This is a genomic window from Chloracidobacterium sp. N, assembly GCF_018304765.1.
Classification (GTDB): Bacteria; Acidobacteriota; Blastocatellia; order Chloracidobacteriales; family Chloracidobacteriaceae; genus Chloracidobacterium; species Chloracidobacterium aggregatum.
The window spans coordinates 1030681-1054997 of the sequence record NZ_CP072642.1 but is presented as its reverse complement, the minus strand read 5'-3'; the positions used below and the strand labels follow the sequence as shown (position 1 = coordinate 1054997).

Annotated in this window: 19 protein-coding genes; 5 read left to right on the top strand and 14 right to left on the bottom strand. The window is 59.9% G+C overall.

All coding sequences use genetic code 11. From position 1 onward, the window contains the following. Window positions 1-83 precede the first annotated feature (83 nt). The 4 genes from J8C05_RS04395 to J8C05_RS04380 form a co-directional block, all read right to left on the bottom strand. Window positions 84-428 carry an ArsR/SmtB family transcription factor gene (locus J8C05_RS04395; protein WP_211422966.1) on the bottom strand — a complete coding sequence of 115 codons (345 nt, stop codon included), beginning with the start codon at window positions 426-428 and terminating at the stop codon, window positions 84-86. A gap of 11 nt (window positions 429-439) precedes the next feature. After that, window positions 440-3733 carry an efflux RND transporter permease subunit gene (locus J8C05_RS04390; RefSeq protein WP_211422965.1) on the bottom strand — a complete coding sequence of 1098 codons (3294 nt, stop codon included), beginning with the start codon at window positions 3731-3733 and terminating at the stop codon, window positions 440-442. 68 nt (window positions 3734-3801) lie between these two features. Continuing rightward, complete coding sequence (locus J8C05_RS04385) at window positions 3802-4014, bottom strand: YgaP family membrane protein (protein WP_041569081.1); 213 nt, start codon at window positions 4012-4014, stop codon at window positions 3802-3804. Between the two features lie 32 nt (window positions 4015-4046). Then, window positions 4047-5264, bottom strand: a complete 1218-nt coding sequence (locus J8C05_RS04380; RefSeq protein WP_211422964.1) for an efflux RND transporter periplasmic adaptor subunit — start codon at window positions 5262-5264, stop codon at window positions 4047-4049. A 180-nt stretch (window positions 5265-5444) separates the two neighbouring features. Between J8C05_RS04380 and J8C05_RS04375 the strand changes: the two genes are divergently transcribed. Beyond that, window positions 5445-7688 carry a TonB-dependent receptor gene (locus J8C05_RS04375; protein ID WP_211422963.1) on the top strand — a complete coding sequence of 748 codons (2244 nt, stop codon included), beginning with the start codon at window positions 5445-5447 and terminating at the stop codon, window positions 7686-7688. Between the two features lie 180 nt (window positions 7689-7868). Next, window positions 7869-9044, top strand: coding sequence for a glycosyltransferase (locus tag J8C05_RS04370; protein WP_211422962.1), 1176 nt, complete (start codon window positions 7869-7871; stop codon window positions 9042-9044). Window positions 9045-9071: 27 nt separating this feature from the next. Here the strand turns inward: J8C05_RS04370 and J8C05_RS04365 are convergent, their stop codons facing one another. The 10 genes from J8C05_RS04365 to bcp all read right to left on the bottom strand — a co-directional run bounded on the left by J8C05_RS04365 (window position 9072) and on the right by bcp (window position 20204). Then, complete coding sequence (locus J8C05_RS04365) at window positions 9072-9989, bottom strand: beta-1,6-N-acetylglucosaminyltransferase (protein WP_246840745.1); 918 nt, start codon at window positions 9987-9989, stop codon at window positions 9072-9074. A 128-nt stretch (window positions 9990-10117) separates the two neighbouring features. Then, window positions 10118-12463: a M1 family metallopeptidase gene (locus J8C05_RS04360; protein ID WP_211422961.1), complete on the bottom strand. Its 2346-nt coding sequence runs from the start codon at window positions 12461-12463 to the stop codon at window positions 10118-10120. A gap of 38 nt (window positions 12464-12501) precedes the next feature. Then, window positions 12502-12801 carry a hypothetical protein gene (locus J8C05_RS04355; protein ID WP_014099398.1) on the bottom strand — a complete coding sequence of 100 codons (300 nt, stop codon included), beginning with the start codon at window positions 12799-12801 and terminating at the stop codon, window positions 12502-12504. Then, window positions 12798-14198, bottom strand: coding sequence for an aminopeptidase P N-terminal domain-containing protein (locus J8C05_RS04350; RefSeq protein ID WP_211422960.1), 1401 nt, complete (start codon window positions 14196-14198; stop codon window positions 12798-12800). Before J8C05_RS04350 ends, J8C05_RS04355 begins: the two co-directional genes overlap by 4 nt. Further along, window positions 14191-14982 carry an indole-3-glycerol phosphate synthase TrpC gene (locus J8C05_RS04345; protein ID WP_211422959.1) on the bottom strand — a complete coding sequence of 264 codons (792 nt, stop codon included), beginning with the start codon at window positions 14980-14982 and terminating at the stop codon, window positions 14191-14193. The genes J8C05_RS04350 and J8C05_RS04345 overlap by 8 nt, the downstream gene beginning before the upstream one ends. Window positions 14983-14992: 10 nt before the next feature. Continuing rightward, window positions 14993-15814 carry an SDR family oxidoreductase gene (locus tag J8C05_RS04340; protein ID WP_211422958.1) on the bottom strand — a complete coding sequence of 274 codons (822 nt, stop codon included), beginning with the start codon at window positions 15812-15814 and terminating at the stop codon, window positions 14993-14995. Between the two features lie 9 nt (window positions 15815-15823). Further along, entirely contained in the window at window positions 15824-16504 is a 681-nt protein-coding gene (locus J8C05_RS04335) for a carbonic anhydrase (RefSeq protein WP_246840744.1), read from the bottom strand. Window positions 16505-16525: 21 nt separating this feature from the next. Next, window positions 16526-18127, bottom strand: coding sequence for a SulP family inorganic anion transporter (locus tag J8C05_RS04330; protein WP_211422957.1), 1602 nt, complete (start codon window positions 18125-18127; stop codon window positions 16526-16528). A gap of 50 nt (window positions 18128-18177) precedes the next feature. Then, entirely contained in the window at window positions 18178-19707 is a 1530-nt protein-coding gene (locus J8C05_RS04325) for a PrsW family glutamic-type intramembrane protease (protein WP_211422956.1), read from the bottom strand. 35 nt (window positions 19708-19742) lie between these two features. Beyond that, window positions 19743-20204, bottom strand: a complete 462-nt coding sequence (gene bcp / locus J8C05_RS04320; protein WP_211422955.1) for a thioredoxin-dependent thiol peroxidase — start codon at window positions 20202-20204, stop codon at window positions 19743-19745. 324 nt (window positions 20205-20528) lie between these two features. On the opposite strand from bcp, the gene J8C05_RS04315 reads away from it, so the two are divergent. From J8C05_RS04315 to smpB, 3 genes are read left to right on the top strand one after another with little or no spacing between them, the layout of a single operon-like run. Next, window positions 20529-23138, top strand: coding sequence for a GumC family protein (locus J8C05_RS04315; protein ID WP_211422954.1), 2610 nt, complete (start codon window positions 20529-20531; stop codon window positions 23136-23138). Continuing rightward, the gene (locus J8C05_RS04310; protein ID WP_211422953.1) at window positions 23119-23820 is read left to right on the top strand and encodes a lysoplasmalogenase; all 702 of its coding nucleotides are present in this window, start codon (window positions 23119-23121) and stop codon (window positions 23818-23820) included. The genes J8C05_RS04315 and J8C05_RS04310 overlap by 20 nt, the downstream gene beginning before the upstream one ends. Then, the gene (gene smpB / locus J8C05_RS04305; protein ID WP_211422952.1) at window positions 23817-24287 is read left to right on the top strand and encodes an SsrA-binding protein SmpB; all 471 of its coding nucleotides are present in this window, start codon (window positions 23817-23819) and stop codon (window positions 24285-24287) included. The genes J8C05_RS04310 and smpB overlap by 4 nt, the downstream gene beginning before the upstream one ends. Window positions 24288-24317 lie beyond the last annotated feature (30 nt).

The following is a 24317-nucleotide window of genomic DNA, read 5'->3' as shown; positions in this document are numbered from 1 at the left end:
CAGGAGCTTGTCTGGGCAAGAGACCGTGACAGCCCCCTGCTGTCGGTTCAAGTCCGCCAACGTTTTTTCAGACTATTGAGCTGCTATGAGTTCGTGGCTAGCGCCGCCTGCCGCGCCTGCAACTGGGCTTCGATACCGGCACACACCAGTTCGCACAGGGCAAAGATGCTCTCGTCGGCGATGCGGTACCGCACGCTCGTCCCGTCCCGGCGGCGGGCGACCATGCCAGCTTCAAGCAACTGCATCAGGTGCTTGGAAACATTGGCCTGGCCGTAGCCTGTCTCGGCGACGATTTCCGTCACGTTCAGTTCCCCATGCTCCCGCAGGAGGTTGAGCAACTTCAGGCGTGTCGGTTCGGACAACACACGAAAGCGGGCCGCTACCAGTTCCAGGGCTTCGTCACTCAAACGGTGGGAGGAGATTGGCATAAACGTCACCACTAGGACTTCAAGGCAGTTTCAACTTCAGCCACATCAGCCACGGGCGCTTCTGCACGGTCCTCCGGCAATGGACGTGCAGCTACCGGCCGCAGGCGATGCGCAAGGTAGTATAGCGTTGGAACAGCGAGGCGTGACAGGAACAGGCTGGCAATTTCACCCGAAATCAGCGCCAGCGCCAAGCCCTGAAAAATCGGATCGAGAAGGATGATTCCGGCCCCGACAATCACGGCCGCAGCCGTCAACACCATCGGACGGAAACGGACAGCGCCGGCATCAATCACAGCTTCTTCCAGCGGCATGCCCTCCGCCAGCCGCAACTCGATAAAGTCCACCAGAATAATCGAGTTGCGCACCACGATGCCGGCTCCGGCAATGAAGCCAATCATCGAGGTTGCCGTGAAAAACACTCCAAAGGCGGCATGGGCCGGCAAAATCCCGACCAGCGAAAAGGGAATCGCAGCCATGATGACCAGCGGCGTGATGAAGGAATCGAACCAACCCACTGTCAGTACATAGATGAGCACCAGTACGACGGCAAACGCCAGCCCCAGGTCACGGAAGACTTCATAAGTGATGTGCCACTCGCCATCCCATTTCATGGCATACCGGGCGTCGCTTTCCGGCTGGCGGGCAACGTAGCGCTCCATCACGGTTCCGTCCGGCAGCTTGAGTTCGTCCAGCGCCGCGTTGAGTTTGAGAATGGCATACACCGGGCTTTCCGTCCGCCCACCGGTGTCGCCAGTGACATACACCACCGGCATCAGATTCTTGTGATACAGCGGAGGCTCGGCCAGTCCATCCTCACGCCGCACGAGTTCCCCAATCGCCACACCACTTCCCTGCCGGCCGGACAGGCGCAGGCGCGCCAAGGCATCAGCATCCGACCGGAAGGCACGGGGAGTCTCCAACACAATCGGTGTCGGCTCGCGCTCGGTCGGGAGATGAGCCAGACCGATGACCCGCTTGCTCAGCGCCCACTCCAGCGTACCCAACACGTCCTGTTCCGAAACGCCATACCACGCCAGCCGTTCGCGGTCGAGGCGAAAGACGGTCTGGGGCTGTGGCTCGACGCCGTACCAGTCCACATCCACAACCCCTTCAGTTCGCTCGAAAATCGTCCGCACTTCACGGGCAAGGCGCTCCCGTTCAGCATCATCCGGGCCGTAGATTTCAGCAACCAGTGTGGAAAGCACCGGCGGGCCCGGCGGAACCTCGGCAACCTTGATGCGCGCACCGTACTTTTCCGCCAGCGCCGTGAGCGCCGGACGTACCTGCCTGGCAATGTCGTGCGATTTGGCCGCACGGTCATGCCGGTCTGTCAGGTTGACCTGCAAATCAGCCACCAGCGGCCCGCGCCGCAGAAAGTAATGCCGCACCAACCCGTTGAAGTTGTAGGGCGCGGCCGTCCCGACGTAGGACTGGACATCACGCACATCGGACTGGGTCAGCAGGTAATCGGTCAACTCACGCGCCAGCGCACCGGTACGCTCCAGCGGTGTGCCTTCCGGCATGTCCACGATGACTTGAAACTCCGACTTGTCATCAAAGGGCAGCATCTTGACGATGACGGCCTTGAGCGGCACCAGCAGGAGAGCGATGAGAAGCAATCCGACGATACCGCCCAGAAACCACCACCGCCATTTCGGCTCGTAAATGATGCGCTTCATGACGCGCCGGTAAAGCCGCGTGATGAAGCCTTCCGGTTCACCTTCGTGTTCGCCACCTCCTGCGTGGCCGTGACCAGAGTAGGCCCTGCGGGAAAGAATCCGGTAAGCGGCCCAGGGCGTGACCACAAAGGCGACCAGCATTGAAAAGGCCATCGCTGCCGAAGCTCCAATTGGAATCGGCCGCATGTAGGGCCCCATCAGTCCGCCGACAAACGCCATGGGCAAAATCGCCGCCATCACGGCCAGCGTCGCCAAAATCAGCGGCGAACGGACTTCATTGACGGCTTCCACCGTGATGTCCAGCGCCGACCGCCGGCGATTTTTGGCCATGCGCGCATGACGCACGATGTTTTCGACATCCACGATGGGGTCATCCACCAGAATCCCAATCGAGAAAATCAGGGCAAACAGTGTGATGCGGTTGAGTGTAAAGCCCAGCCAGTAAAAGGTAGCCAGCGTCAGCGCCAGCGTGACCGGAATGGCAACGCCGACAATCCACGATTCACGCCAGCCAAGCATGAAGCCAATGAGCACCATGACGGAAACGACGGCAATGAACATGTGAAACAGCAGCTCATTGGATTTCTCGGCGGCGGTCACACCATAGTTGCGCGTCACCGTCAGGTGCACATCGGAAGGAATGACATCCCCTTGGCGCGCTTCAACCCGCTTGAGGATTTCATCGGCCAGTTGTGTCGCATTGACCCCCTTCCGCTTGGAGATGGAAAGCGTCACAGCCGGATATTCACCGATGGGCTGCCCGGTCGTTTCATCACGTGCCGCATGACGCACAAAGTGCGTCATTTCCTCAGCGCCATCCCGGATGTCGGCGACATCGCGCAGGCGAATCCACCGCTCCGGGCTTCCGCCGACGACAATCTCTCCCAGGGCCGCCGCACTGTCCACGGTAGCTGTGGCGATGACAACGCGCGCTTTGTCATCACGGGCCACTTCGGAAGGCGACAGCCCCTGGTTGGCAGCCGCAAGGCGGTTGGCCAAGGTATCCGCCGTCAGGCCGTAGGCCTCCATCCGTGCCGGATCAACGATGATCCGAAACTGCCGCCGCGCTCCGCCCATGACCTGGGTTTCAGAAACGTCCGGCGTCTGCTTGACGATGTTTTCCACTTCGGTCGCAACGCGCCGCAGGGCAAGATCGTCCTGGGTGGCGCTCCAGAAGGTCAGTGCCAGGATGGGCACGTCATCTATCGAACGGGCCACCACCTGGGGCGGTGTCGCTTCTGGTGGCAGGGCAGCAGCATTGGCATCAAGCTGTCGGCGCAGGCGGACGAGAGCATCTTCTTCCGGCACACCCACGAAAAACCGGACGACCACCAGGGTCTCGCCGGGCGTCGTTGTCGAATAGACATACTCCACGCCGGGAATGGACCATGCCAGCCGCTCCAACGGCGTCGTCAGCCGCTGCTCGGTCTCCTTCGCCGAGGCTCCGGGCAGACGACTCATGACATCAATCATCGGAACGACAATCTGTGGCTCTTCCTCGCGCGGCAACGCCCATACGGCCGCCAATCCGACCAGCACCGAAGCCAGAATGACCAGCGGCGTCAGCTTTGACTGAATGAAAAAGCGCACGATGTGCGACATGAGATTGTCCGTTTCAGCCGACATAACAAACTCCACTTCCGTCGCAGGAACTGCGTCACAGGAGTTGCTTCACAGGATGCGACGCGCACCCATTACCGCTCGCAGGCTATTTCAGCCGCGCGTTTGACCCCCAGGCGGCGCAGAATGGCCATCATCGGACACCAATCCGCCACCCCGCCCAGAATGAGATTCAGCCCGACAAAAGCCGTCAGCAGCAGGGCATAGGGCGTCCACCACACGCCGGCCGCCAGACTCGCCAGGACGACAACACCGGCAATCACAAACAGGATACGTTCCATAGGCATAACCAATGTTCCTCCTTGGATGACAAGCGAACTTATGACGCTGACAGCCTGACGCCATCACGCAACTCAGCGCGGCCAAACACCACGGTCTCGCCTTCGCGCAGCCCTGTCAGTACTTCCACCCGGTCGTCAAGCCGCTCGCCGACGGTGATGATGCGCCGCCGGACGATGCCGGCTGCGTCCACGACAAAGACGCTCTGCAATCCACCCTGCTCAGCGACGGCCGCTGCCGGAACGGTCAGAACATCGCGGATGTCACGCGGTATCAGGACGCGGACAAACATGCCGCTGGAGGCCTGGGCCGACGGTGGCAGTTCAACCTTGATGGTGACGGTGCGCGTCACTGGATCAGCCGCCGGGCTTTGCTCAACCAACGTTCCGTCCACCACGTCCCCACCGGGCAGTTCAACCCGCAGGGTTTGTCCAAGGCGCAGGGCCGCTGCCGGTTCGGCTTCGACTTCAGCGACGGCGCGCAACGGGCCAACCGATTCCAGGACGAGCAGTGGCACGCCGGGTGCAGCCAGCGCACCGGGATCAACCAGGCGTGCGGCAATACGTCCGGCAAAAGGTGCGACAATCTGGGTCTGCGCCACTTGGGTTTCGGCTTCGCGGCGGCGTTGCTGTCCGACGGCAACCTGCGCCTGGGCGCGGACCAGTTCCGCCTGCTCGGCCGCCAACTGCCGCTCCGCGGCTTCAAGGGCAGCCTCAGCCGCCTTGAGCCGCCCCTCGGCAATGTCGCGGTTTTGCCGGGGCACATCGCCAGTGGCAAAAAGCTTTTCCTGCCGTTCGTAGATGGTTTGGGCGAGATCGCGTTCAGCGCGGGCCCCGCGTACGTTGGCTTCAGCCGCTTCAATCCGGCGGCGGATGGCCTCGGTTGCGTTTTTCAGGGCTTCGACTTCCGCCTGACTCGTCGCCAGTCCGGCTGTCGGGAGGGCGGCATCGAGTGTCACCAGACGCTGCCCGGCGCGGACGCTGTCGCCAAGCCTGACGGCAACGGATGTCACGCGCGCCGTCACTTCAGCGGACAGGCTGGCGACCTCCCGCGGCCGGAGTGTCCCCGCAATCCGCCACACTCGCGGATAGGGCTGCCGGCGCACGACTTCCCGGCTGACATTCGCCGTCAGCACGGGACGATTTTCAGCCGCCGCCGATGGCTTATGGGAGGCCAGCCGACTGCCCAGCCACAGGAGTCCAGCCACTCCAAAAATAACTCCAACCACGACGGCGATTCGCTTCCACCAGCTGGACATCACGGCAGGAACACCTCGTTCTGCAAGCTATCGTACTTTTATAACTATAAAAGTATAAAGTCAAGTATCTTTTCTCACACCCGACCAGCGGCGAGCGGTTGCATTCTTCCGACCATCTTGGGTAGTTAGGAAAATTCGTGAAATAAAAAGCCGTGAAACACGTATCTTCGGAGGATTTGTATGCCAGTGTGTTTCTCTTCTGCCCCGCTCAGATGGCGCTGGGCCCTCGGCTTCCTGGGCTGGTGTCTGCTCTGGGTTGCCAGTGCCGCGGCCCAGTCGGGATCAACGCTTCAGGGACGGGTCGTACTCGAACGGGATGACCGCCCCGTTTCGGAAGCCGTTGTGACCATCATCGAGCTGCGGCGTTCTGCCATGACGGACGAAAACGGAAATTACCGTTTTGAAAACGTTCCACCGGGCAACTACCGGGTGTTTGCCCACCTGGATCGCATCCCGGATGTCGTCCAGCCAGTGACCGTTCAGGGACCGACGACGTTGGATTTCACGCTGAAACTCCGCGCCGAAACCGAACAGGTGACAGTGACGGCGACGCTTCGGGAGGAAACCACCCGCGATGCCATTCAGGCGGTCACGACCGTCAACAGCTTTGATCTGGCCGAGCGGGCGCCGGTGTCGCTGGGCGATGCCCTTGAACGGGAAGTCGGCGTCGCCAAACGCTCCTTCGGTCCCGGCACAGGGCGTCCGGTCATCCGGGGCTTCGATGGCGACCGCGTCCTTGTCACGCAGGATGGACTGACAACCGGCTCGATTGGCTTCCAGTCGGGAGACCATGCCGAAATCGTGGACTTGCAGGGCGTCGAACGGCTGGAAGTGGTCAAGGGGCCGGCCACGCTGCTTTACGGCAGCACGGCTGTGGGGGGCGTGGTCAATGCCGTGACCGGCAATGAAGAGTCCCATCCCGGACTGCAAGGTTACGTCACGGCTTTTGGCGGCACGGGCAATGCGCTTGGTGGTGGCAGTGGGGGTGTCAAGTACGGCCGCGGCCCGTGGATGGTCTTTGCCAACGGCGGCGGGCAGCGGGCAGGTGATTACCGCACACCGCTGGGGGTCATTGAAAACTCCTTTGCCCGGAGCGGCAACGCCAGTGGCGGTGGGGGCTACTATGGCCAACGCGGCTTTTTCAACGTTGCCTACACCTACGCCGGGCAAAATTACGGTGTGCCGCCACTGCCGGACGACGATGACGACGAGCGGGTTCGGGAACGCGCCTTGCGCCCCAAGGGTGGCGAACCGGGTGAACTGGTTCGTCTCAATCCCCGGCGGCACGGGGTTCGGTTCCTGACAGGCGCCCGGAATCTCGACACCTTTTTCACTGACGTGCAGGTACAGCTTCAGTACAACCGCTACCGCCACGACGAAATCAAGGTTGAAACCAACGAAGTCGAAACGGCCTTCCGCAACGACACCTTCGCCTACCGTATCCTGGCTGACCACCGTCCGCTTGGACGCTTTCAGGGAACGTGGGGTGCTTCGGGCCTGTATCGGGACTATTCAACCCGGGGCGAGGAACTGCTGACGCCGGCGACGACCCAGACCAACTTTGCTTTCTTTGGGCTGGAAAAGGTGACGTTTGAACGGGCGGCCCTCCAGTTCGGCGGACGCATCGAGCGCAATGCCTACGCACCGACCGGCGGCAACCGGGCGCGCAGTTTCACCGGCTTTTCAGGCGGCGTCGGGCTGCGGGTGGGGCTGTGGGAAAACGGGGCGTTGACGGCCAACTACACGCACTCGTACCGCGCTCCGGCGCTGGAAGAGCTGTACAACTTCGGGCCGCATCCTGGGACGTTGCTGTTTGAAATTGGCGATGCCAACCTGAGCCGGGAACTCACCAACGGCATCGAGGTCAGTGTCCGGCATCAGTCGCGGCGCGTCCGGGCCAGTGCCGGGTTTTACTACTACGACATTCGCTCGTTTGTTTTTCCCGTGTTGACGGGTGAGTTTGAAGACGGGCTGCCAGTGGGTGTGTTTACCCAAGGTGACGCACGCTTTTTGGGAACGGAAGCCCAGCTCGACATCAACCTGCATCCCAATCTCTGGTTTTACAGCCAGCTCGATTATACGAACGCTGAGCTGAAAACCGGCCTTCCCCTGCCCCGCATTCCGCCATTGCGCGCGCGGGTGGCACTGGAAGGAACGTTCAAGGGGCTGCGGTTGATGCCGGAGTTGCTGATGGCCAACCGGCAGGACCGGGTTTTCACGCTGGAAGAGCCAACGGCCGGCTACACGGTGGTCAACCTTGTCGGGTCGTACACCGTCACCACGTCCCACACCGCGCATGTGTTTTCCGTCACCGGGTTCAATCTGGGCGACCGGCTCTACCGCAATCACCTGTCATTTATCAAAGCGTTCGCGCCGGAGATTGGACGTGGGGTGCGGTTTGCCTACACGATGCGGTTTTTCTGAGCGTCTGCGGTGTGAGTCCCGTAGTTGCTGAGCAAGAAAGCCTGGCAGGTGTTTTTGCGTGCCCCAAAACACCTGCCTGACTCGGCTTCAGAAATTCTGGCGTAAACCGAATCTTGTGAAACCGGGCAAGGGGTGTGATTGTATTCCGAAAAGGTGAACTCCTTTCCCGGAGCAAGGTCAATGCGCGTCCTTTATATGGGCGATGAGCCGCCAGTTGAGTGGCGTGGTGCGTCAATCCTGATGTACCGATTGGTCGTTCAGCCCGGCGACCTGAAAGTCTTTGTGATTTCGCCGCCGCTGGATGATGCCTTCCCCACCATCACCCTCCCCTCACTGCCGCCTTCAGTTGCTTTTCTGCCCTTCCGGTCGCCACAACCTGTTCGCCGCCTGAAAAGAAGCCGCTTTTACGAATGGGCCTGGGCATACGAGCAATTCGTGGCAACCGGCTTTATATCGCCGTGGTTGTGGCAGAAGGTTCGCGCTTTCAATCCAGAAGTCATTGTTGCTTTGGCTGACAACAGCCTGAGCCATCTGGCGCGAAAACTGGCACGCCGGTTGAAAGTTCCACTGGCAACATACTTTGCCGATTGGAAGCCCCGCTACTTTCCAGCCCTGGCTTCAACACGCCCCCTGCTTGAGCGCCGGTGGCAGGAGCTTTATCAACAAAGCGACATTGTCTTTTGTGTGAGTGACGGTATGCGTGAAGCACTTGGGACGCACCCCAATGCCCATGTGCTTTATCCTCCAGGCAACCTGGAAGTGATTTCACCCACTACACTTGATGACCAACCAGCGGAGCACCTGCCAAGGCTGGTTTACGCGGGAAACATTGAAGGCACATACGGAGCCATGCTGGCTCAGTTACGAACAGCCATGTTACAGCGTGGGAAGGCGAAAATTGTCCTCTACGGGCTTTGTGACTGGCCAGCCGAAGAGCAAGCAACAGCACGGGCGGATGGTTCCTACCACGGCTTTACGCCGAACCATGAACTCGTAAAGCATCTCGCCAAAGCTGACTTCCTGCTTGTCGTCATGAGCTTTGACCCCGGTGTGCGCTTTTTTGTTGAGACAGCGTTCACGACGAAGTTCTGCGACTACTGCGCCTTTGGGAAGCCCATTATCGTTTGGGGCCCGGAATACTGCACGGTCGTAAAATTTGCTCAGCAACGTCGCAGCGCCTTGGTTGTCACCGATCCTTCCCCTCAATCCGTCTGCGATGCTGTGGAGAAATTAACCACTGATCGGGACGAGCAAAAAAGATTGAGTGAAGCTGCAATGCACTTGCACCGGGGTGAATTGAATCCTGCGGCGATACACAGGAAATTCAAAAGTGAACTGGAAAAGATTGCAGGATAGTGTGAGAAAAAACCAGGCAGGTAAAGTTCAGGCATCAAGAATTTCAGTATCAATGCGCTTAAGCAAAGTGGCGCTTTTCTCAAGATCAAATTTTCGCGCCCAAAGAGCGTCTGAAGCAATGATGGCTGACCAGTGGTGCTCGGTTAAGACATTGGGATGCCAATCTTTGGCGCCTTCCCAGTCAATATAGTGCCAGTTGCGACAAGCTCCCTTCAGCTCCCTGGCATTACCAAGAATGCTTTGTATCACAATCTCCTGGGGACAAGGTGACTGACGATCATCTTGCTGGTCATACTGTGTCAGGTAAAATTCTGTTACCGGATGACAGGCAATGTCCTGTCTCAGCAAATACTCTACTGCGCATTCGGAAAGAACCAGCCAGTTTGATCCGTGAAAAACGTAAAAGCTATCTCTGAACGGGATAACACTTCTCGGACGATAAATCTTGAGTGGGCGCCAGTAGAAACGACCATATCTGGAAATGAACGGTATATGACACAACGTGTACTTCCTGATGGCATCCTCAACATACTTATCAAGCAATAAATGGCTTGCCTGGAAATTGACCAGGCGCATGTCAATGTAAAAGTCGCCTTCCAGTCCATCGAGTACTTTGGAAATGTGCGATGCCGACTTGATGGGATAGCAACTTTGAGAAAGTGTCACATACCAGCGGGGACGCCTTGGCTGCCGGAAAAGCACTTCAAGACCGGCGACGGTTGCAAACACATTGATGATATTTGACCAACTGGTACGCCCTACTGCCGGGACAACCTGCACATCGTACCGCTCAATCAGTTCCCTGTTGAGCGGTGACTGGTAAGTGTCGTGGTGAAGTGCAATGCTCGCTTCCGGCAGTTCGCGCAAACGGGGAAACAAGCGGGCCAGAAGCGGCCAATCAGTGCCGCGGTGGGAAAGAATGACAAACCCAACCCTGGAAGCCATAAACCGCCGGTACGCTTACAGATGATGGGCTGAGTATATCCATCCGCCTCGACAAAGGGTAGCGGTAACACCTGGGTTGTTTTTCAGCCTCACCTTCCTGTGAAGGCCCGAAGCCGTTATCAGGAAGCTTACGGCCGTGGGTTATCGCCCTGGGGTTTACTCTGCCCCTTGCGCTCCAACTGCATCGGGTTGGGCGGCCCCTGACGCTGCTCCTTGAAGACCTGGAAACGTGACCTGACCGGACGGCGCGGGAAAACGTTGTTCGCCAAATCAGCATCCGCCGTTTCCAATCGCGGGTCCAGCGTGATGCTCGCAATTTCCTTTGGCGTCACAATGAGCTTGGACACTTCAAAGTTGTTGAGCCGCCAGATTTCAGCCGGAAAGCGCATTTCTTCCTTCGTGCCGTCCGTGTAGGTCACTTCCAGAATGATGGGCATGACCAAACCGCCGATGTTTTTGAAATCCACGAAGTAGAAATTCAGCCCGGCATTGAGGATTTCTTTCTCGCGGTCGGTCAACGTCGCCAGAAACTGCCGGTACATTTCCCGATCCATCTCAGTCACATCCAGTTCGTCATACCGGTTGTAAAAATCCTTCAGGTCGGGATACTGGTCCACCCGCTTCGGCAGCGGCTTGTTGCGTTCCTGGGAAAGCGTTACCGGACGCGACTCACGTTCCTGGCGGCGAAGTCCTTTCTCGACATCAGGATTCTGGGTATCGAGGCGATACCAGCGGACGTTCTCAATCGAAATGTCCACGTGATCGGTGGAGTAAAACCAACCGCGCCAGAACCAATCCAAATCCACGCCGGAAGCGTCTTCCATGGTACGGAAGAAGTCAGCCGGTTCCGGGCGCTTGAACTTCCAACGCCGGGCGTACTCTTTGAAGGCATAGTCAAAGAGTTCCCGCCCCAGAATTGTCTCACGCAGAATGTTGAGGGCCGTCGCCGGCTTGGCATAGGCGTTGTTGCCAAACTGCAGGAGCGAATCCGACTGCGTCATGATGGGCACCTGGTTTTCGCTCTTCATGTAATCCACGATGTACTGTGGTTCACCCCGGAACGACGGATATTTTTCTTCCCATTCCTGCTCGGAAAGGTATTGCAGAAAGGTGTTGAGACCTTCATCCATCCACGTCCACTGCCGCTCATCGGAGTTGACAATCATCGGGAAAAAGTTATGGCCGACTTCGTGAATGATGACGCTGATGAGACCGTACTTCGTACGCGCCGAATACGTGCCATCTTCAAGCGGACGCGGGCCGTTGAAACAGATCATCGGATATTCCATGCCGCCCACGGGGCCGTTGACCGAAATGGCCACCGGGTAGGGATAGGTAAACGTGTAGCGCGAATAAACGTTGAGCGTGTGGATGATGGCGTGTGTGGAATACTTTTCCCACAAGGGATTGCCCTCGTTGGGATAGTACGACATCGCCATGACCTGGTTGCCCTCGACATTGTGCCCCATGGCGTCCCAGATGAACTTCCGCGAGGAAGCAAAGGCAAAATCGCGGACGTTTTCCGCCTGAAAAATCCAGGTTTTCCTGCCCGTGGGACGCCCCTGCTCCGCCCGCCGGGCCTCTTCCGGCGTCACGATGAGCACCGGCGCCGCCGCCGTTTTGGCGCGCTCCAGCCGTGCGATCTGCTCCGGCGTCAGCACCTGCCTGGGGTTCTGAAGGACGCCCGTCGCCGCCACGATGTGGTCATCCGGCACGGTGATGGACACGCGGTAGTTGCCAAACTCCAGCGTAAACTCACCGGCCCCAAGAAACTGCGTGTGCTGCCAGCCACGGTAATCCGTATAGGCGCACATGCGCGGAAACCACTGGGCAATTTCGTAAATGTAGTTTTTGTCCTTCGGGAAGTACTCGTACCCGGAGCGCCCGCCGAGCTTCACGGCATCATTGATGTTGTAGTTCCAGTCCACCGCAAAGCTCACCTGTTGGCCGGGCTTGAGCGGCGTGGGCAAATCCACACGCATCATGGTTTTGACGACGGTATATCGGAGCGGCTGCCCCTTGGCGTCTTTCACGGCTGTGATCTTGTAACCGCCGTCGAACTCGGGCCGGCGCAGCAGGCTGTCGAGAACAGAGAAGGGCACGCGGTCCAGTCCACCCGAAGTCTGGGCGCGGAAGGCGTCACTGTCCCTGGCAAAGATGTTCTGGTCGAGCTGCAACCAGAGGTAGCGCAGCTCATCGGGCGAGTTGTTCGTGTAGGTGATGGTCTCGCTGGCCTGGATGCGCTGGCGCTCGTCATCGAGTTCAACACTGATGACGTGGTCGGCGCGATTTTGCCAGTACCTGTGTCCCGGCGCGCCAGAGGCCGTACGGTATTCGTTGGGGGTGGGCAACAGTTCGTCGAGCTGGCGGAACTTGTCGCTGGGTTTGGACTTCGACTGGGCAACCGCCGGGGTTTCCCACAGTGTCCAGCCCAGACACAGGGAAAGCAGCAGGCAGGAAATGGTTTGTCTCATCACGTGGGGTTTCGGAAAAAAGGGGTTTCGCACAAACACTAAACTTCGCCCAGCAGGCGGGCATACACGTAATCCAGGTCGCGCAACGAGGTTACGATATACACTTCCCGCGGCAGGCTGTCGTCACTGGTACTCAGGGCAACGGTGATGCCATTGTCCGGGCATTTGGCAAAACAGGGACGGCTGCTGATGCCCACACAGGTGCCAAAGCCATCCTTTTCGAGCTGTTTTTGGAACAGTGGACGAATCCGCGTCCCAAGGGCGGCCACGTCGCCGTCCGTCGCGCGACGGCTGCAACTGCTGCAAAACTTCACCCGGTCGAACAAAGGCTCACTCATGCGTAGTTTTTCTCCTGGGTCAGCGCGGCACAGCGAATGGCCTCGATGTCGGCCACTTCCTTGGGGACGGCGGCCGTCAGCACTTCGTTCCCGGTACGTGTCACCAGCACATCGTCTTCGATGCGGACGCCAATGCCAATGTAGTGTTCCGGCGTGTCGTTGACACCCGGCGCAAAGTAGAGTCCCGGCTCGACGGTGACCACGCAGCCGGGGCGCAGCTTTTCATAGAGGTGCTGGCCGTTGCGGGTTTCGTCGGTGAAGTACGTGCAGGCGTCGTGGACATCACTGCCGAGCCAGTGGCCGGCGCGATGCATGTAGTATTTCAGATAGGTTCGCAGTTCCCTGATTTCGTCGTGCGAACCGCTCAGCAGCCGGAGATGACGCAGTCCGTCAATCAGGGTGTCGAGGGCGACCTCGTGGTAGGCATTGAAGCGCGCGCCCGGCTGGACGGCATCAATAGCCGCTTTTTGTGCCTGAAGCACCAAGTCGTAAATGTCGCGTTGGGCGGCGGTGAACTGCCGTCCGACGGGAAACGTCCGGGTGATGTCGCTGGCGTAGTAGCCATATTCCGCCCCGGCGTCAATGAGCAGCAGGTCGCCGTCGCGGAGCCGGCTGTTGTTCGTGTTGTAGTGCAGGATCGTGGCATTGGGGCCGCTGCCGACAATCGAGGTGTAGGAACTGCCCAGCGCGCCACGTTTGCGGAAGACGTACTCCAGTTCCGCCTCGACTTCAAACTCGTACTGCCCCGGACGCGCGCGCTCCATGGCCCGCAGATGGGCTTCGGCAGCAATGTCTGCCGCCCGGCGCATCCGCAGCAGTTCATCGGCATCTTTGACCAGCCGCATCCTGCCCAGCAGCGGCAGGGTGTCCCGGATGACGCCCGGCGCCGGACCCTGGCGATGCCGCCGCCGCGCAGCGGCGCGGAAAGCCGTAAGAACCCGCTGGTTGAACTGCTCGTCCCGACCGAACTTGAAGTAGAGCGTCCGGGCGTGCTCAAGGTAGCGCCCAATCTCAGCGTCAAAGCTTTCAATGGGAAAGGCTTCGTCCGCGCCGTAGCAGGTGACGGCCCCTTCAACGCCGGCCCGGAGGCCATCCCACATTTCGCGTTCCGGGTCACGCGGACGGACGAACATGATGAACCTGGGACAGGGTCCCCCCACCAGCAACACGACCGCCTCCGGCTCTTCAAAGCCGGTCAGGTAATACACGTCGCTATCCGGCCGGTAGCGGTAGAACAGGTCATGGGTGCGGTGCGCTTCCGGCGGATTGTACAGCAGCAGCACATCCTCGCCGAGTTGCCGGAAGACCTGGCGGCGGCGTTTGGCATAACGCCCGGCATCAAAGGGCACGGGTGGAAAGACTTCACCAAAATGATTGGGTGGACGATGCTTAGGCATACGCTTTTCCAAGAAGGTCGGCGAAAGCAGCTTCCAGGTCTGGCGCGCGCATCAGGTGCGTCCCGATGAGAAAGCGTGTGCAGTACGGAAGCAGCGCCTCGATGTCGGCGCGGCACCGGATACCGCTGGCCGCAATGGTCACAACCTGGGAAGGTACGCGCAGTGCAAGACGTTGCGTGGTCTCCAAGGAGATGTCAAACGTCTCCAGGTTGCGGTTGTTGATGAGGATGACGGAAGGGTTCAGCGCCAGGGCGCGTTCCAGTTCGGCTTCGGTCTGCACTTCCACGACTGGCGTCATGTTCCAGCGTTGGATTTCAGCGGAGAGCCGGCGGAGCTGTTCGTCGTCGAGAATTTTGACGATGAGCAGCACGGCTTCCGCACCGGCGGCACGCGCCGCATGTATCTGCCGCACATCGAGCACGAAGTCCTTGCACAGGGTTGGGCGGCTGGACTGGCGCGCCACAGCGGCCAGCAGGTCAAAACTTCCCCCGAAGTAGTCCGGCTCGGTCAGAACCGAAAGCGCGACGGCGTGGGCGTCATAGGCGGTCAGCACACGCGCCAGATCGGGCGTGGACTGCAGGACGCCTTCGGCCGGTGACCTGGGTTTGATTTCGGCAATGATGGCGGATGGGTTCTGCTGCAGGGCCGGGAGAAACGTTCCCCGGGCTGGTGCCAGTTCAGGCAGGGAAACCGGGTGGTGAGCGGCCACAGACCGGCGGCGGGCGGATACGATGTCGGCAAGGGTTGGACGGGCAGGTGCGCAGCTCATCATCCGGTCGGTCATCAGGCAGTCATCATCCTGGCTTCTGTTGCCATGTGGCCTGCCGGCGCTGTCCACGCTGGCAGAGGTAGGCGGCTACCCAGGTGGTCAGCGGCGGATACAGGCTGGTCAGCTTCGCCAGCCAGCCCCGATGTCGCGGCAGGGTCACTTCAAGCGGTCGGCGCTGCCGCGCTTCCTCGATAGCCGTTGCCACTTCAGCCACGCTCAGGATGCGTCCCCCGGAGAAGGTCAAAGCCGCTTCCGCCCGGTGCACCTGTAAGTCGAGCATCGGGGTCTGAACGGCATCCGGGCAGACAACCGTTACGGACACCTTGTGGGGGGCAAGTTCCTGGGCAGCAGCCAGCGAAAAACCGCGCACGGCGAACTTGGATGCCGTGTATAGCGTCAATCCCGGCACGGCCGCAATCCCTGCCAGCGATGCCACGTTGATGATGTGCCCGCCGTGCGGCTGCCGGACCATCTGGCGGGCCGCCAGCAGCGTCCCAAAAATGACGCCTTTGGCGTTGATGTCCAGGTGGTCATGGACAGCCGCCAGTGGCGCGGCCAGCAGCGCATCCACGTGGAGATAACCAGCAATGTTCAACACCAGGTCGAGCTGTCCCCAGCGGCTGACGGTGTCGGCAATGGCGGCTTCCCAGGCCTGCTCATCCCGGACATCCAGCGCCCACGGGACAGCTTCCCCGCCGGCTTCCGCAGCGAGGGCGGCACAGATGTCATTGACCCGCGCCACAGCCCGGTCGGCAAAAACAACCCGGTGACCGGCGCGGTAGTACGCCTCGGCAACGTAGCGCCCGATGCCACTGGCGCTACCGGTCACCAGCATGACGGATGACATGACAGAGACCTACAGCGACTCCGGCGGAAATTCGTAACGGTAAATATCGTCGGGCAAATCGCCCGGCCGAATCAAGGTCAGTTCCTGAAGCAAACCGGTGCGGATGTCATACACCCAGCCGTGAAGCCAGGGACTCCTCCGCTTGAGCCAGGATTTCTGGACAATCGAAGTCTCGGCCAGATTCCGCACCTGTTCAATCGTGTTGAGTTCGACGAGCCGGCGGAAGCGCGCCTCCGGGTCAGTGAATGACTCCAGCTCGCGGGCATAGTTACGGTACACATCCTTGATATGGCGCAGCCATTTGTTGATGAGACCAAAGCTTTGGCGCGACATGGCGGCTTTCACCCCGCCGCAGTTGTAATGCCCACAGATGATGACGTGGCGCACGCCGAGCGCATCAATGGCGTACTCAACGACGCTCATCAGGTTGATGTCGGTGTGAATGACGAGATTCGCCACGTTGCGATGGACAAACAGTTCGCCCGGCTCCGTGCCCGTAATGTCCTCGGCCGGCACACGACTGTCAGAACACCCGATCCACAGGTAGGCCGGCGACTGGACATCCTTCATGCGGATGAAGTAATCGGGACGCAAGTCAAGCTTTTCCTGTGCCCAGGCTTTGTTGGCAAGCAACAGCTTGCGGTACTCGTTCATGCCGTTGACGGACGACTCTGGCAAACGCTCGGTCATGGGGGGCTCGCTTTGGTCTGGCTAGTGGGCTGGTTGAGGTTGCGGCAAACGCGGCGCTTTTTCGTCGAAGTTACTCGTGCTCACGGTGATATTCCGGTACCTGGCGGCAGCTCGAAATTCATTCACCACGTCGAGGATGTCCTGATCCACGTAGAGCGCACGTGTGCCGTCAATGAACAGGGTTGCGCCATCGGGAATGCTCTGGAGCTTGCGCTTGAGTTCAATCTTGTTGATGAACGTGGCGTCCTTGTTGAAGCGCAGCAGGTAGGCGTCTTCGTGACTGACCAGCGTGACGGCCGAGCGGTAGTTGGCGCGGATGACGAAGAACAGTCCAAAGACAAGACCGATACCAATACCCACCAGAAGGTCTGTCGCCACGATGGCCACCACCGTAACGACAAAAGGAGCAAATTGCGCATAGCCCTGGGCATACATCGCTTTGAACAGTTCCGGTTTGGCCAGCTTGTAGCCCACGAGCAGGAGAATGGCCGCCAGAGAAGCAATGGGAATCCGGTTGAGCAGCCCTGGAATCAGAAACACGGCAAACAACAGCAGGAGGCCGTGGATGAAAGCTGACATGCGGGTTCGTCCACCGGCGTAAATGTTGGCCGTGGTGCGGACGATGACCGACGTGAGCGGCAGACCGCCAATCAGCCCGCTCACCATGTTGCCCACGCCCTGCGCAAACAGTTCCCGGTTGGGCTGGGAAATCCGCTTGAAGGGGTCCATTTTGTCGCTTGCCTCAACGCACAACAGCGTTTCGAGACTGGCAACAACGGCCAAGGTCAGGGCCAACTTGATGATCTCGGCACGTTGCAGTGCCTGTACATCCGGGAAGGTGAACTGGGCGATGAAGCTCTGGAGGTCAGTTGCCACCGGCAGGGCCACCAGGTGCGCTTCCTCAGCGCGGAGATAAAGCTGGCTTCCACTCCAGCGCAGTGTCTCATTGATGAGCAGACCCAACACGACCACCACCAGCGGGCCGGGAAGCAAAATCAGCCATGGAATCTGCTTGAGCCGGGGATGCTCCCAGACCAGGAGAACCACCAGAGACAGCAGGGTAATCCCGACGGCCGTCGGCTGGGCGCTGAAGATGCCGGCAATGATGGCGCCGATAGTTGAGCTTTCCTCGAAATTGAGAAAGCTGAGGGTATCGGTGAAGGTAAAGTCCTGGTCGCGTCCCAGAGCATGGGGAATCTGCTTGAGGATGATGACGATCCCAATGCCGGCCAGCATGCCTTTGATGACGCAGTTCGGAATGTAATCCGCCAACCCACCGCCGCGTATCAGGGCAAAGACAATCTGAAACAGTCCGGCCAGCACGACCGCCGCCAGAAACGCGCGAAAGTCGCCAGCAGTGGCAATCCCCTGCGCCACAATCACGGCCAGCCCGGCCGCCGGGCCGCTCACCGACAGGGCTGAGCCCGAAAGCGGAGCGATGATGATCCCCCCGACGATGCCGGCAATGATGCCGGAAAACAGAGGCGCATTGGACGCCAGGGCAATCCCCAGACAGAGGGGCAGGGCCACGAGAAAGACCACCACTCCGGCCGGGAAGTCATAGCGGAGGTTGGCGCGGATGCCGGGATCGAGGCGCTGAGGGACAGACTCCTGTGCGTTCATGGCACAATCTTTCGGAGCAGAAGCCGCACGCGCCCACCATCCCGGACGCTTCAGACCTGCTCCCGTAAACGGAGGATTTCAGCTTGCAGCCGTGGAATCTGCGGCAGGCTGCGGGTTTCACTCTGGGCCGCGACGGCGCGCTGGACGTGCCAGTAGGAAAGTCCCAGCTTCGAGACATTGCGGAGGAAAGCGCGGCGCGCCGCAAACTTCCCCTGAAGCGGCCACAGAGTACGGCGGATGGTGGAGGTGGCAATAGCCAACTGTTCCGGCGTGATGAGACCGCGGGCAACCTCGACGGACAGCATCTCGCGGAGAATCTTTCCCTCGCGCCGCGCAACATAAACGAGAAAGGCGATAAAGGCCAGGAAGAAGGGCACTTCAAACAAGGCGTAGCCAATGAGAAAGCCAGCGCCTAAAAAGGTAGCCATGCCATTCCAGACCATGTGCAGGATGACCGCCAGGATGTAGCCACCGAGCGGCGCCAGAATGCGCACGGCAAGATTATGGGACTCCCGCGCCAGACCACACCCGATGCCGGTCATTGCCGTGAAGGTCACGTGGGCAAAGGGAGACATGATGCCCCGCATGATAAAGACGATCAGCAGTCCCTCCAGCCCACCACCGAGCAGGCTCCGCCCGTAGTAGAGGATGTTCTCCACCGTGGCAAAGCCAAGGGCAATGAAGCTGCCATAGACCACCCCATCCACGATGTCGTCAAACTCCCGGCGGAGAAACAGCAACAGGAGCAGCAGCCCCAGTCCCTTCGCCCCCTCTTCCACAATGGGCGCCGAAATCACACCCCCCACGATGTTCCCGGCAATTTCCCCCCCTACACTGAAAGCGATGGCTCCAAAGAGTGAGTTCAGGATGTAAGACACCACGACGGCCACCAAGCCCCCCCAGGCAAAGGACGCCGCCAGCGCCCAAACCGGTTCCGGGTCATAGCGGTCCAGCCACAGAAAGGGCAGCATGTAGAAAAATGCCGGGACAAACGCCACCACCGTGGCGATGACGGCGACGACAATCCCCAACTCGGACAGCATGATGAGGGCCACGATGAGGGTCAGCACCAGGCAGACGAGGATGCCCACCGCCGCGCCGATGTAGGCCCCCATCGGCGAAGCCTCGGATTCGGGAGCCAGGGACTTGCGCTCCGGGTTATACATTCCCAGACCACCAATCGTCTCCCGCAGGCGCGCCGTGCCTCCGTCAGCAGCCGCCGGATGACCGAAGGTGGACGCCCCCGGCGCAAAGGCCGCCGGGCTGGCTGCTGGCGCTTCCAAAGCAACCTGCAAACGAACGCCGGGGTTGCCCAGCTCGATGATGTCTCCCTGATTGAGGCGGGCGCGCTGAATCCGCTGGCCGTTGACGTATGTTCCGTTCGTACTCTGGTTGTCCACCACGTAGAATCCGTCCGGCTCGGCCTGAATCAGGCAGTGGCGGGACGACACCATGCTGTCCACGGCCGGATTGAACCGGATTCCGGCATCCGTCCCCCGCCCCAGAAGCAGCGCGCCATCATGCAGCCGATAGACTTGGCCGTTCAGGGAACCATTCAGAACAGACAGACAAAGTCGCATACTCCCCTCTCAGCCCCAGCGGAAGGACATGGGCATCAAGCCAGTCCAAAGGCAGCCAGCACTTCCCGGCTGTGATTTTCGACGTCAACCTTGTCGAATACCTTGATCAGAATGCCCTGCTCATCAATGAGAAAGGTCTTGCGGGCAAGGCCCATGAACTTTTTGCCCTGCCACTCCTGCTCGCCATACACGCCGTAGGCTTCTGAAACCGCATGGTTGGTATCGGCCAGCAGGGTAAAGGGAAGCTGGTACTTTTCGGCAAAGGCCCGGTGGGAGGCTTCGTCATCGAGCGACACGCCCAGCACGACGATCCCCTTCTCCCGGTAGTCGGCATAGGCGTCGCGGAAGCTACAGGCTTCCTTGGTGCAGCCTGGCGTGTCGTCCTTCGGATAGAAGTACAAGACGACCTTTTGACCACGGAACTGTTCGAGACTCACGGGGTTGCCGTGCATATCCGGTGCGGTGAAGGTCGGCGCCGGAGAACCTGTTTCAGGCATACTCACCTCTCAGTGTTGGCAGGAATACGAAACACGGGCAGACTAGACCAAATTCCATCGGTCAAACAATGTTCTTCCTCAGTGGCTTGCCAGAGCGTTGGTATCCTGCTGTTCAGCCAAGAGTAAACGCGATATAGTGGGGGCAGGTTGGCCAGCGGCAACGATTTGCGGTGTGTCTGCGGACATCACTGGCCAGCCCATATCAACGTTGGCTCGTATTGACTTTGGTTTGAAGATTGGATTTGCGACCGGTTCGCCACAAGCATTCCACTTGTGTTTTCAGACGTTGGTCCGCACACGCAACGTCACTCCCGATAGACCGCCATGCCACAAGACCACCCGAACAACAACGTCATGCTTGCGCCGACGGCAACCGAGCTGGACCTCGCCACGCCAACCGTTCAGGACCGCATGCGCCGGCGTGGGAGCTATCAGTACACCCTGCCGCAGGAAGATGCCGGACAGCCAATCCGGCAGGCGTTCCTGACGATTCTGCGGTACAAGTTTACGGTCATTCTCTGTGTCGTGCTGACGATGACCGTCACCGGGCTGGCGCTTTCGCGCATGCAGCCCATTTACGAGGCGTCCAGCCACATCGAGATTGCCCCGGAAAAAGAGTTTTCCTCAACCGGGCGCATTGCCTTTATGCCCTACTCGGTGGACCCGGATTACCTCAACACGCAGATTCGGAAGATTTCGAGTCCGTCACTGCTTGTTGAAGTCGTCAAGATTCTCAAACTCGACCGCGACCCAAAGTTTCTGGCCACGGGACCCACCACGCTCAGCGCGGCGCTGATGGACATCATCCGCTCTCCCCGTGGGGCGCGCACACCACCGCCGAGTGAAACGAAATCCGGGGAACTGCCGGAGGCCAGCCCGACACCCGATGCCGGTAAGGCTGAAGCTGGCAACGCTGAAGACGAGCTTCAGCGTTATGCGCCGCAGATTGGGCGGCTGGCCAGTGGACTGCAGGCTTACGGCATTCCCCGCACACGCCTCGTCCGCATTACCTTCCAGCACCACGACCCGGAAACAACCAAGGCGGTGGTCAACACCGTGGCCGAGGTCTTCGCCCGCCGCAATGTTTCCGACCGCCTCCAGCAGGGGAGCAGCCAGAAGGAGTTTCTGTCCTCGACGGCCGCGCGCCTTCAGCAGGAAATTCTCGAAGAGGAGCGAAAACTGACGGAGTACCTGCGCACACGGAAAATTGTCTCCCTCAAACCGGAAGACAACCCGGAAGTAGCCCGGCTGACCGGACTCAACCAGGCCCTGCTTGAAGCTGAAAAAGAGCGCCTGCGCGCCGAAGAACGTTACCAGGCCAGCCTGAGCCAACCTGTTGACTCCCTCGACGAAATGCAATCGGACCCGGAGTTGCAGAAGCTGCGCGGCAAAATCTCCGAATTGAAACAGCGCCGTCTCGAGCTGCTCGGAACCTACACGGAACTACACCCCGATGTGGTGCAGATTGATCAGGTGCTGGCCCAGGCCGAAAACGAACTCAAGGAAGCGAAAGCGAACACGCTGGTTCGCATCAAAACGGCCTACGAAAACGCCAAGCGACGCGAAGAAGAACTGCGTGCGCGGGTTGAAAAACAGCGCAACGAGGTCGTCACCCAGAACGGCGACGGCGTCATGCAGCGCATGATGCAGGACAACATTGACAACAAAAAGAAGATGCTCCAGGCGTTGCAGGCAACCACCAAGGATACCGAAATCAACCTGCGCATGGACCTCAACAACATCACAGTCGCGGACCGCGCCGGCACTCCTGGCGCGCCCATCAGCCCACGGGTGAGCTACACCCTCAGCGTTGCCTTTTTCCTCTCCCTTTTTGGCGGTGTCGGTCTTGCTTTTGCGCGGGAATATCTCAACACCCGTATCAAGTCGGTCGAGGACGTGGATCGGCTGCTGAACCTCCCGACGCTGGGGCTGATTCCCCAGGTTTCGCCCAAAGAACTCAGCAAAAGCAGCGGGTATTACAGCTATGGCGGCGAAACCAGGGCGCTGGCCAAACTGGCCGATGGACGCCCGCTGCCGGCCGATTTCAACATCGGTCTCAGCGCCTTTGCCCTCTCGGCTTCGCCGATTGGGGAAGCCTACCGCCAGCTTCGGACTTCCATCCTGCTTTCTTCATCCGAGGATGTCCGCAACCGCATCATTCTCATCACCAGCAGCCAGCCAGGTGAAGGCAAAACGACAACTTCGTTCAACACCGCCATCTCGCTGGCCCAAACCGGGGCCTCGGTCCTGCTCATTGACTGCGATCTGCGGCGTCCGCAACTCCAGAAGCTGTTTGACAGCTACGGACAGGAACGCACTTTCCAGCCGGGGCTGTCCCGGTATCTCTCCGGGCAGTGCAAAATTGGCGAAATTTTCACGCCTTCCCCGATTCCCTACCTGACGCTCATTACCTGCGGGCAGATGCCGCCCAACCCGGCCGAACTGCTTGGCTCCCAACGCATGCGGTCGCTGCTGGCGTATGCCGTCGAAAAGTTCGACTACGTCATTCTGGACACGCCGCCCATGCTCTCCTTTGCCGACGCCACAATTCTCGCGGCGATGGCCGACAGCGTCATTCTGGTGGTCAACTGCCAACGCTCGAAACGGGAGATTGTGAAACGCACCTGCCGGAAGCTGGATGAAACGAACACCCGCGTCCTGGGCGTGGTTCTCAACGGGATGACCCAGGAACAATCCAGCTACTACGGCTATGACTATTACGGCTACAGTTCCTACTACCGCTACAGTCAGGCAGCAGGTGTCAATGGGGATGGCAAGGCGGGCGGCCCCAAACCGCCTCCATCGGCATCCGAGGTCTTTGAGCAGCTCAAGGTAACCTTGGATGAGCAGGGGGCGGCGGACAACCGCGTGCCGCCGGCTTCCAATGCGTCACCAGCCGGTAATTCGTCCAACAATGGGCACAAGGCCGGATAAGCAGAGGTATCCGGTCATCCCCACCCGGCATCCTGGTCAACGTGGCTTCCCGGCGGTTTTCAGCCTGTCGGCACTGGCCTATCTGGGAACACTCCCCTGGCTGCCGTATCCGGGCAGCTTTCTTCTGAAGGCCCTGCCGGTGCTGGTCGCGGCCGGGTGGCTGCTGCATACCGCCCGGTCCACCGGCGGGCGGCGCGCTGGCTACGGGCTGCTCTGGTCGGCGCTCGGCGATATGGCGCTGGCCCTGGATGACCGGTTCTTTCTGGTCGGGCTGACAGCGTTTCTCATCGCGCACCTGTGCTACATAGCGGCTTTTGTGCCGGAGGCGCAGCTTCAGCGCGCCCGGTTGTTCCGGGCAGGCGGCGTGGCAGCCTACGGGGTGACGCTGGGCGCGGTTCTGGGACAGGCCACCAACTGGCAGCCTCCCATTCTGCTCTACGCTGTTGTTTTGACCAGTATGGGTGTCACGGCGGCGCTGCGCCGGGGAAGCCGGCTTGTGTTTCCGGGAGCGTTGGCCTTTATGGTCTCGGACAGTCTCCTGGCCTGGAACCGTTTCCTGACGCCCCTGCCGCTGGCCCATCTCTGGGTCATGCTGACCTACTATCTGGCACAGGGCCTCATCACTGGTGGTATGCTGGATGACCAGATGTTGAAAGGGAGCCAAGGATACCCGGACTCATGACCGCGTCTGCCACTGACGGCATCAAACTCGTCGCTTCCAATCGGGAAGCCTACTTTGACTATTTCATCCGCGAGACGTATGAAGCGGGACTCGAACTCGTCGGCACGGAGGTCAAGGCCCTGCGCGAAGGCCGGGTCAATCTCAAAGAGGCCTATGTCGTCATCCGGGACGGTGAAGCCTGGCTGATGGAAGCGCACATCAGTCCATATTCACACGGCAACCGGTACAACCACGATCCCCGGCGCACCCGGCGGCTGCTGCTCCACAAACGCGAAATTGCCAAACTGGCGGCAGCCACTCAGGAACGTGGATTGACGGTCGTCCCAACCAGGCTGTATTTCAAGCGCGGACGCGCCAAAGTCGAAGTTGCCATTGCCAAAGGCAAGAAAACCTATGACAAGCGCGAAACCGAACGTCGCCGCGACCTTGAGCGTGAAACGCGCGCGGCACTCAAGTCACGCAGCTAAGCCCCCACACAGTACGCCCCCGGACTTCAC

Bases quoted from the DNA above. Each gene is read 5' to 3' on its own strand.
- J8C05_RS04385 (WP_041569081.1), bottom strand. From the start codon at position 4,014: ATGCCTATGGAACGTATCCTGTTTGTGATTGCCGGTGTTGTCGTCCTG.
- bcp (WP_211422955.1), bottom strand. From the start codon at position 20,204: ATGCCTGAAACAGGTTCTCCGGCGCCGACCTTCACCGCACCGGATATG.
- J8C05_RS04330 (WP_211422957.1), bottom strand. From the start codon at position 18,127: ATGAACGCACAGGAGTCTGTCCCTCAGCGCCTCGATCCCGGCATCCGC.
- smpB (WP_211422952.1), top strand. From the start codon at position 23,817: ATGACCGCGTCTGCCACTGACGGCATCAAACTCGTCGCTTCCAATCGG.
- J8C05_RS04390 (WP_211422965.1), bottom strand. From the start codon at position 3,733: ATGTCGGCTGAAACGGACAATCTCATGTCGCACATCGTGCGCTTTTTC.
- J8C05_RS04340 (WP_211422958.1), bottom strand. From the start codon at position 15,814: ATGTCATCCGTCATGCTGGTGACCGGTAGCGCCAGTGGCATCGGGCGC.
- J8C05_RS04335 (WP_246840744.1), bottom strand. From the start codon at position 16,504: ATGACCGAGCGTTTGCCAGAGTCGTCCGTCAACGGCATGAACGAGTAC.
- J8C05_RS04350 (WP_211422960.1), bottom strand. From the start codon at position 14,198: ATGCCTAAGCATCGTCCACCCAATCATTTTGGTGAAGTCTTTCCACCC.
- J8C05_RS04310 (WP_211422953.1), top strand. From the start codon at position 23,119: ATGGGCACAAGGCCGGATAAGCAGAGGTATCCGGTCATCCCCACCCGG.
- J8C05_RS04375 (WP_211422963.1), top strand. From the start codon at position 5,445: ATGCCAGTGTGTTTCTCTTCTGCCCCGCTCAGATGGCGCTGGGCCCTC.
- J8C05_RS04370 (WP_211422962.1), top strand. From the start codon at position 7,869: ATGCGCGTCCTTTATATGGGCGATGAGCCGCCAGTTGAGTGGCGTGGT.
- J8C05_RS04365 (WP_246840745.1), bottom strand. From the start codon at position 9,989: ATGGCTTCCAGGGTTGGGTTTGTCATTCTTTCCCACCGCGGCACTGAT.
- J8C05_RS04355 (WP_014099398.1), bottom strand. From the start codon at position 12,801: ATGAGTGAGCCTTTGTTCGACCGGGTGAAGTTTTGCAGCAGTTGCAGC.
- J8C05_RS04360 (WP_211422961.1), bottom strand. From the start codon at position 12,463: ATGAGACAAACCATTTCCTGCCTGCTGCTTTCCCTGTGTCTGGGCTGG.
- J8C05_RS04315 (WP_211422954.1), top strand. From the start codon at position 20,529: ATGCCACAAGACCACCCGAACAACAACGTCATGCTTGCGCCGACGGCA.
- J8C05_RS04345 (WP_211422959.1), bottom strand. From the start codon at position 14,982: ATGACCGACCGGATGATGAGCTGCGCACCTGCCCGTCCAACCCTTGCC.
- J8C05_RS04380 (WP_211422964.1), bottom strand. From the start codon at position 5,264: ATGTCCAGCTGGTGGAAGCGAATCGCCGTCGTGGTTGGAGTTATTTTT.
- J8C05_RS04395 (WP_211422966.1), bottom strand. From the start codon at position 428: ATGCCAATCTCCTCCCACCGTTTGAGTGACGAAGCCCTGGAACTGGTA.
- J8C05_RS04325 (WP_211422956.1), bottom strand. From the start codon at position 19,707: ATGCGACTTTGTCTGTCTGTTCTGAATGGTTCCCTGAACGGCCAAGTC.